This window comes from Halopseudomonas sabulinigri, assembly GCF_900105255.1.
Lineage (GTDB): Bacteria > Pseudomonadota > Gammaproteobacteria > Pseudomonadales > Pseudomonadaceae > Halopseudomonas > Halopseudomonas sabulinigri.
Genome location: NZ_LT629763.1, coordinates 3,722,580 through 3,738,297 on the forward strand (window position 1 = coordinate 3,722,580; position 15,718 = coordinate 3,738,297).

General features: G+C 58.6%; 16 protein-coding genes. 15 read left to right on the plus strand and 1 reads right to left on the minus strand.

Features of this window, described 5'->3' with window-relative positions; all coding sequences use genetic code 11:
• Positions 1–19: 19 nt before the first annotated feature.
• On the minus strand, positions 20–808 hold the full coding sequence (gene map / locus BLU26_RS17030) for a type I methionyl aminopeptidase (RefSeq protein ID WP_092288546.1): 789 nt from the start codon (positions 806–808) through the stop codon (positions 20–22).
• Positions 809–1,101: 293 nt separating this feature from the next.
• On the opposite strand from map, the gene rpsB reads away from it, so the two are divergent.
• The 15 genes from rpsB to rnhB all read left to right on the plus strand — a co-directional run bounded on the left by rpsB (position 1,102) and on the right by rnhB (position 15,634).
• On the plus strand, positions 1,102–1,839 hold the full coding sequence (rpsB, locus tag BLU26_RS17035; protein WP_092288038.1) for a 30S ribosomal protein S2: 738 nt from the start codon (positions 1,102–1,104) through the stop codon (positions 1,837–1,839).
• 139 nt (positions 1,840–1,978) lie between these two features.
• Positions 1,979–2,848 carry a translation elongation factor Ts gene (gene tsf / locus BLU26_RS17040; protein WP_092288039.1) on the plus strand — a complete coding sequence of 290 codons (870 nt, stop codon included), beginning with the start codon at positions 1,979–1,981 and terminating at the stop codon, positions 2,846–2,848.
• Positions 2,849–3,046: 198 nt separating this feature from the next.
• Complete coding sequence (gene pyrH / locus BLU26_RS17045; RefSeq protein ID WP_092288040.1) at positions 3,047–3,781, plus strand: UMP kinase; 735 nt, start codon at positions 3,047–3,049, stop codon at positions 3,779–3,781.
• A 3-nt stretch (positions 3,782–3,784) separates the two neighbouring features.
• On the plus strand, positions 3,785–4,342 hold the full coding sequence (gene frr / locus BLU26_RS17050; RefSeq protein WP_092288041.1) for a ribosome recycling factor: 558 nt from the start codon (positions 3,785–3,787) through the stop codon (positions 4,340–4,342).
• 25 nt (positions 4,343–4,367) lie between these two features.
• Positions 4,368–5,123 carry a polyprenyl diphosphate synthase gene (gene uppS / locus BLU26_RS17055; RefSeq protein WP_092288042.1) on the plus strand — a complete coding sequence of 252 codons (756 nt, stop codon included), beginning with the start codon at positions 4,368–4,370 and terminating at the stop codon, positions 5,121–5,123.
• Positions 5,123–5,938, plus strand: a complete 816-nt coding sequence (locus BLU26_RS17060) for a phosphatidate cytidylyltransferase (RefSeq protein WP_092288043.1) — start codon at positions 5,123–5,125, stop codon at positions 5,936–5,938. The genes uppS and BLU26_RS17060 overlap by 1 nt, the downstream gene beginning before the upstream one ends.
• Positions 5,935–7,119, plus strand: coding sequence for a 1-deoxy-D-xylulose-5-phosphate reductoisomerase (ispC, locus tag BLU26_RS17065; protein ID WP_092288044.1), 1,185 nt, complete (start codon positions 5,935–5,937; stop codon positions 7,117–7,119). Before BLU26_RS17060 ends, ispC begins: the two co-directional genes overlap by 4 nt.
• Positions 7,120–7,165: 46 nt before the next feature.
• On the plus strand, positions 7,166–8,527 hold the full coding sequence (gene rseP, locus BLU26_RS17070) for an RIP metalloprotease RseP (RefSeq protein ID WP_092288045.1): 1,362 nt from the start codon (positions 7,166–7,168) through the stop codon (positions 8,525–8,527).
• A gap of 76 nt (positions 8,528–8,603) precedes the next feature.
• Positions 8,604–10,955: an outer membrane protein assembly factor BamA gene (gene bamA / locus BLU26_RS17075; protein WP_092288046.1), complete on the plus strand. Its 2,352-nt coding sequence runs from the start codon at positions 8,604–8,606 to the stop codon at positions 10,953–10,955.
• Positions 10,956–11,062: 107 nt separating this feature from the next.
• Positions 11,063–11,500: an OmpH family outer membrane protein gene (locus tag BLU26_RS17080; protein WP_172830688.1), complete on the plus strand. Its 438-nt coding sequence runs from the start codon at positions 11,063–11,065 to the stop codon at positions 11,498–11,500.
• A 9-nt stretch (positions 11,501–11,509) separates the two neighbouring features.
• A complete protein-coding gene (lpxD, locus tag BLU26_RS17085; protein ID WP_092288048.1) occupies positions 11,510–12,571 on the plus strand; it encodes a UDP-3-O-(3-hydroxymyristoyl)glucosamine N-acyltransferase in 1,062 nt (353 codons plus the stop codon).
• Between the two features lie 48 nt (positions 12,572–12,619).
• The gene (gene fabZ, locus BLU26_RS17090) at positions 12,620–13,057 is read left to right on the plus strand and encodes a 3-hydroxyacyl-ACP dehydratase FabZ (RefSeq protein ID WP_092288049.1); all 438 of its coding nucleotides are present in this window, start codon (positions 12,620–12,622) and stop codon (positions 13,055–13,057) included.
• Positions 13,054–13,830, plus strand: coding sequence for an acyl-ACP--UDP-N-acetylglucosamine O-acyltransferase (lpxA, locus tag BLU26_RS17095; RefSeq protein ID WP_092288050.1), 777 nt, complete (start codon positions 13,054–13,056; stop codon positions 13,828–13,830). The genes fabZ and lpxA overlap by 4 nt, the downstream gene beginning before the upstream one ends.
• A gap of 17 nt (positions 13,831–13,847) precedes the next feature.
• Positions 13,848–15,017 carry a lipid-A-disaccharide synthase gene (gene lpxB / locus BLU26_RS17100; protein ID WP_092288051.1) on the plus strand — a complete coding sequence of 390 codons (1,170 nt, stop codon included), beginning with the start codon at positions 13,848–13,850 and terminating at the stop codon, positions 15,015–15,017.
• Positions 15,018–15,028: 11 nt separating this feature from the next.
• Entirely contained in the window at positions 15,029–15,634 is a 606-nt protein-coding gene (gene rnhB / locus BLU26_RS17105; protein ID WP_092288547.1) for a ribonuclease HII, read from the plus strand.
• Positions 15,635–15,718: the final 84 nt, after the last annotated feature.

The following is a 15,718-nucleotide window of genomic DNA, read 5'->3' on the forward strand; positions in this document are numbered from 1 at the left end:
CAGTGACAGGCTGCTACTGCTATTGAAAGGATTCTTCGCTGCGGCGGGTAAGTACTTCGTAACCGTCAGCGGTGACCAGAATGGTGTGCTCCCACTGCGCTGACAACTTGCGGTCCTTGGTGATCGCGGTCCAGTTGTCACCCAACAAGCGGGTTTCTGCGCGGCCCTGGTTGATCATTGGCTCGATGGTGAAGGTCATGCCTTCCTTGAGTTCCATGCCGGTGCCGGCGCGGCCATAGTGCAGGACCTGCGGGTCCTCATGGAATACCTTGCCAATACCGTGGCCGCAGTACTCGCGTACCACGCTATAGTGATTGGCGTGGGCATGGTCCTGAATCACCTGGCCGATATCGCCCAGGCGCGCGCCGGGGCGCACTACTGAAATGCCTTTATAGAGGCATTCCTGGGTGACCCGTGCCAGCCGTCCGACCCACTCGGGCGCCTCGCCAACGATGAACATCTTGCTGGTATCGCCGTGGTAACCATTCTTGATGACAGTCACGTCGATATTCAATGCGTCGCCATTTTTCAGCGGCTTCTCATTCGGGATGCCATGGCAGACCACGTGATTGATCGAGGTGCAGATCGACTTGGGGAAGGGCATGCGACCCGGCGCGCCGCCATAATTCAACGGCGCCGGAATGGCCTGTTGAACGTTGACGATGTAATCGTGGCAAATGCGGTCGAGCTCTTCGGTGGTAACGCCAGGCTTGACGTGTTCGCCGATCATCTCCAGCACCTCAGCCGCCAGGCGTCCGGCAACGCGCATGCCGGCGATGTCTTCCGGGGTCTTGATGGATACGGTCATGACAGGATTCTCTTGATTGAACGCCAGCAGGCGCAGTGACAAACCGTGGATTCTACCAGACCTCGGCGCGGCTGTTGAGACAGCCTGCAACGATGTCCCGTGGTGGCGGAACTTTATTCGCCTGGCTAAATATGGTATAAAGCGCCGCGCCTGAGCAAACGCCCGTTTTTCAAGCTGGTATTTTTGCTGAGGTGAACCTTAAATCCGCACACGTATCGACACGGTGTCCTGGGTGCCCCTCGGGGTTGGACATTGGGATGCGTGGAGGCCAAACCCAACATAGTGGAGTTATCATGACCCAAGTTTCTATGCGTGACATGCTGAAGGCCGGTGCGCACTTCGGCCACCAGACCCGTTACTGGAACCCGAAGATGGGCAAGTTCATTTTCGGCGCTCGTAACAAGATTCACATCATCAACCTTGAAAAAACCATGCCGATGTTCCACGACGCCCTGAGCTTCGTTGAGAAACTGGCCTCTGGCAAGAACAAGGTTCTGTTCGTCGGTACCAAGCGCGCTGCCAGCAAGATCATTGCTGACGAAGCGACCCGCGCCGGTCAGCCCTACGTTGATCACCGCTGGTTGGGCGGCATGCTCACCAACTACAAGACCATCCGTCAGTCCATCAAGCGTCTGCGCGATCTGGAAGTGCAGTCTCAGGACGGTACTTTCGCCAAGCTGACCAAGAAAGAAGCGCTGATGCGTTCGCGCGATCTGGAAAAGCTGGACCGCGGTCTGGGCGGTATCAAGGACATGGGCGGTCTGCCTGATGCCCTGTTCGTTATCGACGTTGAGCACGAGCGCATTGCTATCACCGAAGCCAACAAGCTGGGCATTCCAGTTATCGGCATCGTCGATACCAACAGCAGCCCGGACGGCATCGATTACGTCATTCCCGGTAACGATGACGCCATTCGCGCTATCAAGCTGTACGCAGCTGCCGTTGCTGACGCAGTGCTGCGCGGCAAGAACAACGCCGGCGGTGCCGACGAGTTTGTTGAAGAAGCTGCTCCGGAAGCCTCCGAAGGCTGAGGTGCACGCGGCTAGGTACATGCCGTAAAAAAAGGGGGCTTTGCCCCCTTTTTGCAATATCCTGAACGCAACATGATACGGCGGCCCTGTTTACTGCTTCGGGCCCGCCCACAGTCAAAGTAATCTAGAGGATTATTTCATGTCACAGATTTCTGCAGCCATGGTTAAAGAACTGCGCGAGCGCACTGGCCAGGGCATGATGGAGTGCAAGAAAGCACTGGTTGCCGCTGAAGGCGACATCGAGAAGGCGATTGACGATATGCGCGCTTCTGGCGCCATCAAAGCGGCCAAGAAGGCCGGCAACATCGCCGCTGAAGGCGCTATTGCAGCCAAGGTCGCAGCCGACAAGAAGTCTGCCGTGATTATCGAAGTCAACTCCCAGACCGACTTTCTGGCGCTGCAGGAAGACTTCAAGGGCTTTGTTGCTGCCAGCCTGGACAAGGCATTCGACGCCGGTTACACCGACGCCGCTCCGCTGATCGCCGATCAGGAGTCTGCCCGTGAAGCGCTGGTTGCCAAAACCGGTGAGAACGTCAACATTCGTCGCCTGACTCGCGTTGAAGGTGACGTGGTGGGTGCTTACCTGCACGGCCACCGCATTGGTGTTGTGGTTACCCTCAAGGGTGGCGACGAAGAGCTGGCACGCGACATCGCCATGCACGTTGCGGCCAGCAACCCGCAGTTCCTTGACCCTTCGCAGGTGTCTGAAGACGCCATTGCCAAGGAAAAGGAAATCTTCCTGGCGCTGAACGCCGACAAGATCGCCGGCAAGCCGGACAACATTGTTGAGAACATGGTCAAAGGCCGTATCAACAAGTTCCTGGCCGAAGGTAGCCTGGTTGAGCAAGCGTTCATCAAGGACCCGGAAGTCAAGGTCGGCGATCTGGCCAAGAAGGCCGGTGCTGAAGTGGTTTCCTTTGTGCGTTTCGAAGTGGGCGAGGGCATCGAGCGTGCCGAAGTCGACTTCGCTGCCGAGGTGGCTGCACAGCTGGCCGCTTCCAAGCAGTAAGTAGGATATAGTGCACTCTGACACGTGCACCGCAGCAGCCTCAGGGTTAATCCCAAGGGTGCTGCGAACAGGTTGACCGAAGAGGCTTCCCGCGCAGGCGTGAAGCCTCTTTTTCAAGAAATACTGAACAAGTGCCCGCCGCTGTTGTCCGGTGGAACTCGTTGAGTGTTTCTCCATTCCAGTGCAGGAGAGTAAAGCATGGCCCAGGTGCCCAGCAGCCGCCAACCCAAGTACAAACGCATTCTTCTCAAGCTCAGCGGCGAAGCCCTGATGGGAACCGAAGGTTTCGGTATCGATCCCAAGGTGCTGGATCGCATGTCACTGGAAATCGGCCAGTTGATCGGTATCGGTGTGCAGGTGGGGTTGGTGATCGGTGGCGGCAATCTGTTCCGTGGCGCCGCGCTGCATAGTGCCGGTATGGATCGCGTAACCGGCGACCACATGGGGATGTTGGCGACCGTAATGAACGGTCTGGCCATGCGTGATTCGCTGGAGCGCTCCAATATCCAGACGCGGGTGATGTCGGCCATTACCATGGAAGGCGTGACCGAGCATTACGACCGCCGCAAGGCAATGCGCTACCTCGCTGGGGGTGACGTGGTAATATTCTCCGCCGGTACCGGCAATCCGTTCTTCACCACCGACACTGCTGCCTGTTTGCGCGGCATCGAAGTGGATGCGGATCTGGTGCTCAAGGCCACCAAGGTAGACGGCGTGTACAACGCCGACCCGATGAAGGATCCCAACGCCGAGCGCTTCGACAGCCTGAGCTACGATCAGGTGCTGGATTTGAAGCTGGAAGTAATGGACCTCACTGCGATCTGTCTGATTCGCGACCACAAGATGCCTTTGCGGGTGTTTAACATGAACAAGCCAGGGGCGTTGCTGAATGCGGTAGTGGGCAGCGCCGAAGGAACATTGATCGAGGGTTGAGAAATGATCAACGAAATCAAGAAGGACGCGCAGGAGCGCATGGGCAAATCGGTTGAGTCTTTGGGTATCGCCTTTGCCAAGATTCGCACGGGCCGTGCCCACCCCAGTATTCTGGATAGCGTTATGGTGAATTGCTACGGCGCTGATACTCCGCTGCGGCAGGTCGCCAACGTCAACGTTGAAGACTCCCGCACCCTTGCGCTGACGGTATTCGACCGCAGCCTGATTCAGGCGGTAGAAAAAGCCATCATGACCTCTGACCTGGGGCTCAACCCGGCGACCGCAGGTACTACCATTCGTGTGCCTATGCCGGCGCTCACTGAAGAAACCCGTAAGGGTTACACCAAGCAAGCTCGCTCCGAAGCCGAAAATGCGCGTGTAGCCGTACGCAATATTCGCCGCGATGCGCTCAGCCAGCTGAAGGACCTGCAGAAAGAAAAGGAAATCAGCGAAGACGAGGAGCGTCGCGCCGCTGACGAGGTGCAGAAGCTGACCGACAAGTTCATTGCGGAAGTCGACAAGGCGCTGGAAGCCAAGGAAAAGGATCTGATGGCCATCTAATGGTCATTCGTCGCGCGGGCCAGGCATGAATAACAATAGCAGTAGCGGCGCGCAAGCAGCCGCCGTCCCTCGCCACATTGCCATCATCATGGATGGCAATAACCGTTGGGCGCGCAAGCGTTTTTTGCCCGGCGTCGCCGGCCATAAGGCGGGCGTCGATGCGGTCAAGGCGATGATTGAAGTGTGCATTGAGGACGGCGTCGAGGTGCTGACGCTGTTTGCCTTCTCCAGCGAGAACTGGCGGCGCCCGGAAGACGAGGTAGGCGCGTTGATGGAGTTGTTCCTCGGTGCCCTGCGGCGAGAAGTGCGCAAGTTGCGTGAGAACGGCGTGCGCCTGCAGATCATTGGTGATCGCAGCCGGTTTGCCCCGGAACTGCAGCAGGCGATGGCCAAAGCGGAAGAAAGTACCGCTGCCGGTCGCCGCTTGACGTTGGTGGTGGCGGCCAACTATGGCGGTCAATGGGATATCGCCCAGGCGGTCCGTCAGCTTGCGGCAGAAGCGGCGAGCGGGGCGCGCGAGGCCAGCAATATCACCGAGCAGGATATCGAGGCGCGGTTGTCTACCGCGAATCTGCCGTTGCCGGATCTGTGTATTCGCACCGGTGGCGAGAAGCGCGTCAGCAACTTTCTGCTCTGGCAGTTTGCCTACGCCGAATTCTATTTTTCCGATCTCTTCTGGCCGGACTTCAAGCAGGCTGCCCTGCGCGAGGCCTTGGCTGATTTCTCCTGTCGGCAGCGCCGTTTCGGCAAAACCAGCGAACAGATTGCTGCGGAGTCCTGATGCTTAAACAACGCGTGATAACCGCCGTGATTCTGGCACCTCTGGCTGTTGCCGGCTTTGTGTTGTTGCAGGGCGCCTGGTTTGCGTTCTTTATCGGCGCTGTCGTGGCTCTTGCGGGCTGGGAGTGGGCTCGTTTGTGTGGTGAAAGCCGCCAGAGTGGTCGCGTGGTCTACGCGGCGACTCTGGCGCTGTTGATGATCGGCCTGTATCGCGACCAGTGGCCGGTCATCTATTACGTGATTCCGGCGCTGCTTTGGTGGTTGCTGGCCAGCGTGATGATTGTGCGTTATCCCGCGGGCAGCGGTCTTTGGAAGGGTAGTTTTGTGCGGCAGTTGTTTGGTCTGTTGATATTGCTGCCGGCCTGGGCCGGGTTGGTATGGTTGCGCGCCCAGGAGTTTGGCCTGTGGTTGATCTTCAGCCTGTTGATTCTGGTATGGGCGGCGGATATTGGCGCCTACTTCGCCGGCAAGACCTTCGGCCGCAGCAAGTTGATGCCTGCTGTGAGCCCTGGCAAGACCCGCGAAGGTCTGCTTGGCGGTTTGCTGGTGAGCGAGGTTCTGGCGCTGGCGGCCATGCTTTATCTTGGCTGGGGCGCCGGTGCTATAGCGCTAGGCCTGTTGGGCGCAGCTTTGGTGGTGCTGGTATCGGTGGTAGGTGATTTAACCGAGAGTCTGTTCAAGCGCGAAGAAGGACTCAAGGACAGCAGCAATCTATTGCCAGGGCACGGTGGTGTGCTGGATCGTATCGACAGCCTCACGGCGGCCATTCCCATGTTTGTTGCTTGCTGGTTGCTGCTCGGGAGCTATCTGGCGTGACGGTGTCGCAGGTTACTGTTCTTGGTGCGACCGGGTCTATCGGTGTCAACACGCTGGATGTCATCGCCCGGCACCCGAACGAATACCGGGTTTATGCGTTGAGCGGCTACAGCCGCATGGATGTGCTGGCCGAGCAGTGTGCACGGCATCGTCCGGCGTACGCCGTAGTGGCTGATGACGTTCAGGCTGCAGCATTGCAACAGGTTTTGCATGCGCAGGACGTGGCTACCGAGGTGGTTTACGGTGAGCAGGCGCTGAGCGACGTAGCTGCCGCCGCGGAGGTGGACGTGGTTATGGCGGCTATCGTCGGCGCCGCTGGTCTGCGTCCGACGCTGGCCGCTGTGCAGGCAGGCAAGCGCGTTCTGCTGGCCAACAAGGAGGCGCTGGTGATGTCCGGCGCGCTCTTCATGCAAGCGGTGCGTGACTCGGGCGCCCAGTTGTTGCCGATCGACAGCGAGCACAACGCCATCTTTCAATGCATGCCGGCAAATTACGCCGAAGGTCTGGCTCCGGTCGGTGTGCGCCGTATATTGCTGACGGCCTCTGGTGGCCCTTTCCGCGAGTTCAATATTGACCAGCTGGCCGGCGTGACTCCGGCACAGGCCTGTGCTCATCCCAACTGGTCGATGGGGCAGAAGATTTCGGTTGATTCGGCGAGCATGATGAACAAGGGGCTGGAGCTGATCGAAGCCTGCTGGTTGTTCGATGCGCGGCCTGATCAGGTAGAGGTCGTCGTGCATCCGCAAAGCGTGGTGCATTCGCTGGTAGATTACGTCGACGGCTCAGTGCTTGCGCAACTGGGTAACCCGGATATGCGTACACCTATCGCACACGCCCTGGCGTGGCCTCGGCGGATTGACTCGGGGGTCAGTGCGCTGGACCTGCTGACCATCGCGCGGCTGGACTTTCAGGCGCCGGACGATCGGCGTTTTCCCTGTCTGCGTTTGGCTCGTCAGGCGGCGGCAAGTGGTGGCACGGCCTGTGCCATCCTCAATGCAGCCAACGAAGTGGCGGTTGCCGCTTTCCTGTCCGGTCGTATGGGCTTTACCGATATCCCTGTTATGATCGAATACGCATTGAACGCCATGCCCAGCGAAACGGTTCAGGATCTGGATCATATTCTGCTGGCCGACCGGATGGCGCGCGAATGTGCCGAGCGCTGGCTTGCTGCGCGCGGCTGATCCGGTCCTGCTGTTCTCGCTCTGAATTCACACGAGGTCCCGCTGAATGGAACTGCTGTTTACCCTGTTGGCCACGGTTGTTGCATTGGGGCTGCTGGTCACCATTCATGAGTACGGCCATTTCTGGGTCGCCCGTCGTTGCGGTGTGAAGGTGTTGCGTTTTTCAATCGGCTTTGGGCCGGCGCTGTACAGCTGGCGCGATCGCCAGGGCACCGAATACGCTATTGCGGCGATACCTCTGGGCGGCTACGTCAAGATGCTGGACGAGCGTGAAGCGCCCGTGCCGGCGGAGGAGTTGGAGCAGGCCTTCAATCGTAAACCTGTTGGTCAGCGAATCGCGGTTGTTGCGGCGGGGCCCATTGCCAACTTTCTCCTGGCGATTGCAGCTTTCTGGCTGATTGCGGTGTTGGGCGTGACGACGGTCGTTCCGGTTCTTGGCCCGGTAGCCCCGGACACGCCGGCGGCGCAGGCGGGTCTGCATGAGAACCTCGAGCTGGTTGCCATCGACGGCGCCGCTACGCCCAGCTGGCACGAAGTCAACCTACAGTTGATCCGGCGTCTGGGCGAGACCGGTGTACTCGATGTACAGGCGCGTGAGCATCAGGGCGGCGCAATACAGCATTACCAGGTGAAACTGAATGATTGGCTGAAAGGGGCTGAAGAGCCGGACCCCCTATCGGCCTTGGGTCTGAGCCGCTGGCAGCCTAAAGTGCCCCCGCGCATCGGTCAGGTTGAGAGTGGTGGGCCAGCCGCCAGTGCCGGGCTGCAGCCAGGTGATCTGATCGTTGCTGTGGAAGGCAAGGCGGTCAGCGACTGGGTAGGTGAGGTGGTGCCGGCCATTCAGGCCAGCGCCCAGCGCGAGCTGCAAATCAGCGTTGAGCGTGATGGGCGGCAACTGGAACTTAATCTGACCCCAGCAGCCAAAGCGCAGAACGACGTTGTCGTGGGCTATGTGGGTGCAGGTGTAGACGCCTTTGAATGGCCTGCTGATATGCGCCGCGAGATTCACCATAACCCGTTGATGGCAATACCGGTTGCGCTGGGTAAAACCTGGGATATGACAGCGTTGACGCTTGATTCGCTGAAGAAAATGCTCACCGGGCTGGTCTCGGCAAAAAACTTGAGTGGCCCGATAACCATTGCTAAAGTGGCGGGCGCTTCAGCCAAGTCAGGACTGGAAAGCTTCCTCAGCTTCATTGCCTATCTGAGTATCAGTCTGGGTGTATTGAATCTGCTGCCGGTGCCGGTGCTCGATGGCGGTCACTTGGTGTACTACGTGGCGGAGTGGATTCGCGGCAAGCCGCTGTCCGAGCGGATTCAGACTTGGGGGCTGCAGATCGGTCTCAGCCTGATTGTCGGGGTTATGCTGTTTGCCATTTATAACGATATAAGTCGCCTCGGCGGTTGATTGATCGCAAGATTGCCTGAACATGAGCCACCCGCGTGGGTGGCACGATTTTAACCAGCTATTCAGAACGGATTTCATGAAACGTTACCTATTGCCTGCGCTTCTACTGATACTTCTGGCGCCGGGAGCTTTTGCCGACGCCTTCCAGATCTCTGATATCCGCGTCAATGGGTTGCAACGGGTCTCCGCCGGCAGCGTGTTCGGGGCGCTGCCGTTGAATATTGGCGACCAGGTGGACGACCAGGAGTTGGTAGAGGCCACTCGCGCGTTGTTCCGCACCGGCTTTTTTCAGGATATTCAGCTGGGCCGCGACGGCGATGTGCTGGTGATCAACGTGGTGGAACGTCCCTCCATTTCCTCCATCGAGCTGGAAGGTAACAAGGCGATCAAAAGTGAGGATCTGCTCCAGGGCTTGAGCGCAGCGGGGCTCTCCGAAGGCGAAATTTTCCAGCGTGCTACCCTTGAGGGTGTACGTAACGAGCTGCTGCGCCAATACGTATCCCAGGGTCGTTATTCTGCCGACATCGAAACGCAGGTTATTCCCGAGCCGCGCAACCGCGTAGCGCTGAAGATCATTGTTGATGAAGGCTCGATTGCCTCCATCGCGCATATCAACGTGGTAGGCAACACGGTTTATGACACCGAAGATCTGGTTGACCTGTTTGAGCTGAAGACCAGTGGCTGGTTGTCTTTCCTGCGCAGTGACGACAAATATTCGCGTGAAAAACTGGCCGGTGACCTCGAACGCCTACGCTCATACTATCTTGACCGCGGTTACATCAACATGGATGTGGCTTCTACTCAAGTCTCCATTACCCCGGACAAAAAGCACGTTTATATAACAGTTAACATTAACGAGGGTGATCGCTACACCATTCGTGATGTGCGCCTGTCCGGTGATCTGGTGGTGGGCGAGGCCGAGATCAAGCGTCTGATGCTGATCGAGCCGCAACAGGTGTTCTCGCGCCAGGTCGTGACCTCTACTTCCGACCTGATCAGCCGCCGTCTGGGTAACGAAGGTTATACCTTTGCCAACGTCAACGGCATCCCTGAGATTCACGAAGATGACAAGACGGTTTCGGTCACCTTCTATGTTGATCCGGGTAAGCGGGCCTACGTCAATCGCATCAACTTCCGCGGCAACACCAAGACCGATGATCAGGTGCTGCGTCGGGAAATGCGTCAGATGGAAGCCGGTTGGGCTTCTACCTATCTGATTGATGAGTCCAAGACGCGTCTGGAGCGTCTGGGTTACTTCAAGGAAGTGAATGTTGAAACCGTGCCGGTGCCTGGCGCCGAAGATATGGTGGATGTGAACTACACGGTGGAAGAGCAGCCCTCGGGCTCGGTCACCGCCAGCCTGGGTTTCTCGCAGAGTTCGGGTATTATTCTGGGCGGCTCTATTAGCCAGAACAACTTCTTTGGTACCGGTAACCGCGTCACCATTGGCGCCAACCGCTCCGATTACCAGACCTCGCTTTCCTATGGCTTTCTGGACCCCTACTTCACGGTCGATGGCATCAGCCTGGGCTACAACGCGTTCTATCGCACGACTGATTACGACGAGCTGAATGTCGATATTTCCAGCTATGCGGTTGATTCGTTCGGTGGCGGTTTCAATCTGGGTTATCCGATCAGCGACAACTCGCGCGTATCCTTTGGTCTGAGCGCCCAGCGGGACGAGCTGAAAACCGGTACCTACACGGTGCAGGAGATAGTCAACTTCCTCGACAAGGAGGGCGACAGCTTCACCAACTTCTTCTTCAACAGTTCCTGGTCGCAGAACACTTTGAACCGTGGTGTGTTCCCGGATCGCGGGTATTCACAGAATGTGAATTTTGATATCTCGATTCCCGGTAGTGACCTGAGCTTCTATACCCTGGACTATCGCGCGCAACGCTTCTTTGCCATGACCGATGATCTGACCTTGCGCCTGCATACGGATCTGGGCTTCGGCAAGGGCTTCGGCTCGACCGAGCAAATGCCTTTCTACGAGCATTACTATGCCGGCGGCATCGGCTCGGTGCGCGGCTACGAGGACAGCACTCTGGGGCCAAAGAGCACCCCGGCCGCCGCTGACCCGGATCAGGACCAACTGCCCTTTGGCGGTAATATCAAGATCACCGGCGGTGCAGAGGTTATCTTCCCGGCGCCCTTCGTAAAGGATCAACGTTCTCTGCGCACGGTACTGTTCCTGGATGTGGGTAACGTTTACGATACTTACTGTTCCAACCCGGTTCTGCTGAACGGTGAGGACAACCCGGGTTGCGGCGATGTCGAGCTGGCAGATTTGCGCTACAGCGTAGGTGTGGGTCTGTCATGGCTGACCGCGCTGGGGCCGTTGGGCTTCAGCCTGGGTATGCCGCTGAACAGCCAGTCCGAGGATGATACACAGGTGTTCCAGTTCACTCTGGGTCAGACGTTCTGATTCCAGACAATCAACGATGTGCAATCGGGAGTATTAGAGTGGGTAAGTTTATTCGCGTGACAGTATTGTCGCTGCTGGCGCTGGTCAGTTTTGAGGCCGCTGCCGAAATGAAGATTGCCGTATTGGACTACCAGATGGCTCTGCTGGAGTCGGATGCAGCCAAGAAATACTCCGTTGATGCAGAAAAGAAATTCGGCGCGCAGCTACAGCGCCTGAAGAACCTGGAAGCCGAGGCCAAGCGCCTGCAGGAGCGTCTGCAGCGTGACGGCGCGCAGTTGAGCCAGAGTGAGCGTGAAAAGCTGGAGCTTGAATTCCGTCAGAAGGCACGCGAGTTCCAGGTGCAGTCCAAGGAGTTGAATGAGGCCAAGGCGTTGTCTGATCGCGAAATGCTGGAGGCGCTGAAGCCTAAGCTGGATTCGGCGGTTGAGACCATTCTCAAAAGTGGCAACTATGACCTGGTGCTGGATCGTGGCGGCGTAGTCGAGGTCAAGCCGCAGTTTGATATCACCCGTCAGGTTATCGAACGCCTGAACAGCTCTCGCTGATTTGTTGCCATGACCGGCAATAATGGCTTCACACTCGCGCGCCTGGCTGAACAGCTTGGCGCGCGTTTGCTTGGTGATCCCAGTTTGGTGATTGCCGGGCTGGCTACGCTGCAGGATGCCGAGGCAAACCAGCTGGCCTTTCTCGCCAACAGCCAGTACCGCAAGTTTCTCGCTGACAGCAAGGCTGGCGCGGTGCTGCTGACCGAGGCTGATGCAGAAGGGTTTGCCGGCAACGCACTGATTGTTGCCGACCCTTACCTGAGTTACGCGCGACTGTCTCACCAGTTTGACCCCAAACCCCAGGCCGAAGCTGGCATACACCCCAGCGCTGTAGTCGCTGAGGATGCGCAGGTTGACCCAACGGCGAGCATTGGCGCGGGTGTGGTGGTGGCGTCGGGGGCCTGCATCGGTGCAGGGGTTACGCTGGGTGCGCACTGTTTTATCGGCGCGCGCTCGCAGATTGCGGCGGGTGGCTGGCTGGCGCCGCGAGTCACGCTTTACCATGATGTGATTATTGGTGAACGGGTGGTGATTCAGTCTGGCGCGGTAATCGGTTCCGAAGGTTTTGGTTTCGCCAACGAAGGCGGGCGCTGGCAGAAAATCGCCCAGATCGGTGGCGTACAGATTGGTGACGATGTCGAAATCGGTGCCAATACCACTATCGACCGAGGCGCTTTGGCCAACACCCAGATCGGTAACGGCGTAAAGCTCGACAACCAGATTCAGATTGCTCACAACGTGCAGATTGGTGACCACACGGCGATGGCGGCTTGTGTGGGTATTTCCGGCAGTACGCGAATTGGCAAGCACTGCATGATTGCTGGTGGCGTTGGCATGGTTGGGCATATCGACGTCTGTGATAATGTGTTCGTCAGCGGTATGACCATGGTTACGCGCTCCATCACCGAGCCCGGCGCCTATTCTTCCGGTACGGCCATGCAGCCGGCGGCGGAGTGGAGGAAGAGTGCAGCGCGCATTCGTCAACTTGATGCGCTGGCCAAGCGGGTTCAGCAACTGGAGAAGCAACTCGAGGTGGTGACTCAAGGACCGCAGGACTCATCCAAATCCTGATCTGCACCGCTGAGGTGCTTCTACTTTTCAAGCAAGGCCTGCGAATACATGGATATCAACGAAATAAAAGAATACTTGCCTCACCGCTACCCCTTCCTTCTGGTTGATCGGGTCGTGGAGCTGGATATTGAGGGCAAGCATATTCGCGCCTACAAGAACGTCTCGGTCAACGAGCCTTTCTTCAATGGTCACTTCCCGCAGCACCCCATCATGCCTGGCGTGCTTATCATCGAAGCGATGGCCCAGGCTGCCGGCTTGCTCGGGTTCAAGATGATGGGCGTCAAGCCTGCAGATGGCACCCTCTACTACTTTGTCGGTTCCGACAAACTGCGCTTTCGCCAGCCGGTAGTGCCCGGTGATCAGCTGCAGCTGGAGGCCCGTTACCTGAGTCACAAGCGTGGTATTTGGAAGTTTGCCTGCCGTGCCCTGGTGGATGGCAAGGAAGCCTGCTCGGCTGAAATCATCTGCGCGGAACGGCATATATGACACGCATTCATCCTCAGGCGATCGTCGACCCGGCCGCGCGCCTGGCTGATGACGTTGAGGTTGGACCCTGGACCTACATCGGGCCGGAGGTGGAGATCGGCGCCGGAAGCGTTATCGCATCGCATGTCGTCATCAAGGGCCCTACCAGTATCGGTAAGGGCAACCGGATCTTCCAGTTCGCCTCTGTCGGTGAGGATTGTCAGGACAAGAAGTACGCCGGTGAACCTACGCGCTTGATCATTGGTGACAACAACGTCATTCGTGAGGGCTGTACCCTGCACCGCGGTACGGTGCAGGATGAGGGGGTTACGCGGATCGGCAGCAACAATCTGCTGATGGCTTATGTTCACGTCGCGCACGATTGTGTGGTGGGCGATAACATCATCATGGCCAACAACGCCACCATTGCGGGTCATGTTCATGTGGGCGATGGCGCTATTCTGGGTGGCTACACCACAGTACATCAGTTCTGCCGTCTTGGCGCCTGGTCGATGAGCGCCGCCAACACGGCGGTATTCAAGGATATCCCCGCCTTCGTCATGGTCGGCGGCAACCCTGCCAGCGCCCACGGGATGAACTTCGAGGGCATGCGCCGTCGCGGGTATTCCGCCGAGCTGGTTACCGCTCTGCGCCGCGCCTACAAGATAGTTTACCGTCAGGGGCTGACACTCAAGGACGCCTTGGTTGAGCTGGAAGACAGCGCGGCGGCCTTCCCGGAAGTGGCGCTGTACCGCGACTCCATCATTGCCTCCACGCGAGGCATCACCCGATAACCTGAGCGGGTTCGCCGATGCTGCACTCTGATAAACCCCTGTGTATTGCCCTGGTGGCCGGTGAGGCTTCGGGCGATACGCTGGGGGCTGGCCTGATCAAGGCACTCAAGCAACGTTTTCCCAATGCACGTTTTATCGGCATCGGTGGTCCGCGCATGCAGGCTGAAGGCATGCAGACCCAGGTACCCATGGAGCGGCTATCGGTCATGGGGCTGGTGGAGGTGCTCGGGCGTTTGCGCGAGCTGCTGCGGGTGCGTCGCGAGTTGGTGGCCTTTCTCAAGGCCCAGCAGCCTGATGTGTTTATCGGTATTGATGCGCCAGATTTCACCCTCAACGTCGAGCTGCAGCTGCGTAAGGCCGGCATCCCTACGGTGCATTATGTGAGCCCCTCGGTCTGGGCGTGGCGCGAAAAGCGGGTATTGGGTATTCGCGAGTCGACTGACCTGGTGCTGACGCTCTTTCCCTTTGAAGAAGAGGTTTATCGCCGGCACGGTGTGGGAGTGCGCTGCGTCGGGCATACCCTGGCCGACCAGATACCGCTGGAGCCGAACCGGCAGGCGGCGCGTGAGGCGCTCGCGCTACCGCAGGACAAACGCATAGTGGCCTTGTTGCCAGGTAGCCGCAATGGTGAGCTGCGCAAGCTCGGCCGGCTGTTTCTTGACACCGCGGCCTGGTGCCTGGAGCGTCAGCCTGAACTGCTTTTCATCATGCCCTGTGCCAACCCAGAGCGGCGGCAACAGATGGACGCCATTGTGCTCGACAGCGGTTTGCAGCTACCGCTGACGCTGTTTGATGGTCAGGCCCACGAAGTGCTCGCCGCCAGTGATGCGGTGCTGATTGCGTCTGGCACGGCAACGCTAGAGGCGATGCTGTTCAAGCGTCCAATGGTGGTGGCCTACCGTATGGCCGGGCTGACGTTCCGCATTCTCAAGCGGCTGGTCAAGGTAGGCCATGTGTCGCTGCCCAATCTGCTGGCTGGCCGCGAAGTGGCTCCCGAGTTTTTGCAGGATGCCGCAACGCCGTCGGCAATGGGCGCCGCGCTGCTGGAACGTTTGCTGCCGACCCCTGAGCGGGAAGCGACGCAGCAGGTTTTTGTCGAACTGCATCGGTTGCTGCGGCGCGATGCTGATCAGGCTTCCGCTGACGCAGTGGCTGAACTGATGCAAGCCAAGGGTCGGCTCGAGTGAGCCAGTTGACCATGGATTGGGTTACTACGCAGCCAGGTGAACTGGTCGCCGGCGTTGATGAAGTGGGCCGTGGGCCTCTGTGCGGCGCAGTGGTTACCGCTGCGGTAATTCTCGATCCTGCGCGCCCCATCGCTGGGCTCAACGATTCCAAGAAGCTGACCGAGGCGCGCCGTGAGGCGCTCTTCCCGCTCATCCAGGAACGCGCTCTGGCCTGGTGTATCGCCCGCGCCGAGGTCGAAGAGATTGATGAGCTGAACATTTTGCACGCCACCATGCTGGCGATGCAGCGGGCGGTCGCAGGTTTGTCGGTGCGTCCTGACCTGGTGTTGGTGGATGGTAATCGATGCCCAGCGTTACCCATGCGCAGCGAGCCGGTGATCAAGGGCGACAGCCGCGTGCCGGCGATAGCTGCAGCGTCGATTCTGGCCAAGGTGGCACGCGATCGAGAGATGCAGGTGCTGGATAGTCAGTACCCTGGTTACGGGATTGCCGGGCATAAGGGCTATCCCACACCGGTGCATCTGCAAGCGTTGCGCGAACTTGGCGCCACGCCTGTTCATCGGCGTTCTTTCGCGCCTGTGCGTGCTGCGCTGGCTGCCGGCTCAGGCTTCAGCTGATCCGCGGCCGACCAAATTCCGGTCAGTCTCCCACTTGAGACGCCTGCGACTGGTCGCGGGCTTCCCCCCTAGTTACAATCACCG